2 protein-coding genes are annotated in these 1616 nt (G+C 73.9%); both read right to left on the bottom strand.

Annotated elements, in window-relative coordinates:
- On the bottom strand, positions 1–872 hold an 872-nt coding region (locus VF665_RS20245), incomplete at its 3' end, for a hypothetical protein (protein WP_331055277.1).
- Positions 869–1616: endonuclease/exonuclease/phosphatase family protein (locus VF665_RS20250; RefSeq protein WP_331055278.1), on the bottom strand; the 748-nt coding region annotated here is incomplete at its 5' end. The genes VF665_RS20245 and VF665_RS20250, both read right to left, overlap by 4 nt.

Raw genomic sequence — 1616 nt, forward strand, 5'->3', positions numbered from 1 at the left:
GGTGGAAAGTAGCGGCGCGGCGCGGGCGTCACGCGAAGGTCCACGCGCACCCCGGGTGCATCCGCGGCCACGCGGTACACGCCATCGCTCATCCGCACGAACGCGCGGTCGCCAAAGCGCAGGTCCGGCGACGCGGTGTCGAACCGCACCTGGTCGCCGGGCAGGTCGCGCGTCAGCGATCGGTGCGTGCCATCCGCCTCGCGCACAGTGATGAGGATGCGGCCGCCCCAGCGCCCGGGCACGCCCACCTCACCCGCCACCATGAGGGTGACGTACATCCACCGCTGCTCGCTGAGCACCACGTTGAAGTAGTGCCACTCCGCCCAGGTGCTGTCGCGCACGGGCGGAACGTGAAAACGGTCGATTTCGCGGTACAGCTCGTCCGGCGAGGGGTTCAGCCAGCGTCGGTCCGCATCCGAATCCCGCCACCCGCCGCTCAGCAGCACCGGCACCGCGCCCGCCTGCGCGGCCCGCGACGGGATCTCTCCCGACGCGATCGCGGAGATGCGCCGCCCGCCCGCGTACAGCTCCACCTGCTTGCCGTCCAGCAGCGGCGAAACGGCGGCGATCCCCAGCTGCTCGCGCCCGCGCGGCGACTCCAGCAGGTTGCGGTGCAGAAAGCGCGCGTGGTCGATCCCCAGGAACAGCGACGACACGCCGCCCGACTTCAGCATCTCCGCGCTGATGCCGGCGGGAACCACCACGATGTCGCCGCCGCCCACCAGTTCGCGGTCGCGCGCCTGGTTCAGCATGGCCTCGCCCACGGCGAGCAGCACCACCATAACCGCCACGCCCAGCGCGTATCCGCCCAGCAGAAAGAGCGCGCGGCCGGGCCGGTTGCGGAGCTCCGCGAGGGCGAGGCGAACGATCATCCGCCCGTCCAGCGCAGGTCGGTGACCACGGGCAGGTGGTCCGTGGCGCGGTGCGACGTTTCCGCGTCCAGCCCGTGGTGCACGCGCCAGCGGCGGGAAAGGTCACCCGAGTTGAAGGGAAAGCTGCGCAGGATGGTGAGCGCCGCATCCCCCACCAGCACGTAGTCCAGCCTCCCGGGGGTAAAGCGGTCGCCGGCCTGCTCCCACGTGGCCATAGAGAGCCCGTCCAGCCGGCGCGTCTGGGCGATGGCCAGGCGCGAGCCGTCCGTGTCCGACGCGGCGGCCAGCAGCTCCACCGGCTCGGGCGAGCCCACCAGGTTGTAGTCGCCCGCGACGATGATCCCGTCCACCCCGCCAGCGCGCAGGGTTTCGCGGATGCGGTCGCGCAGCACGCCGGCCTCGATGCGCCGCAGCCGGTCCGCCGGCCCGCCCGGGCCGCCGCAGCACTCCAGGTCCACCGTCACCGCCAGCAGGCGCCGCCCGCCCAGCTGCGCGATCGCGCCCACCGTCGGCACGCCCTCCTGGGCGCGGCGCGCGGCGGCCTCGCGGGCGGAGGCGGGTGCGTCCGGCGGAACGAGGTTGGCGGCGGAATCCGGATACGCCACGTGCCCCGCGAAGGGCGCGGCAAAGGCGACCGGCGCGCGCGCCGCCACCGCGCCGCGCTGCGTGCCGCCGGAGGGCCCCAGCACGCCCTGCCAGGGACGGTCGCCGGGCGCCACCCGGTTCAGGATCGCGAGAACCTCA

It is taken from the genome of Longimicrobium sp., assembly GCF_036387355.1.
GTDB lineage: Bacteria > Gemmatimonadota > Gemmatimonadetes > Longimicrobiales > Longimicrobiaceae > Longimicrobium.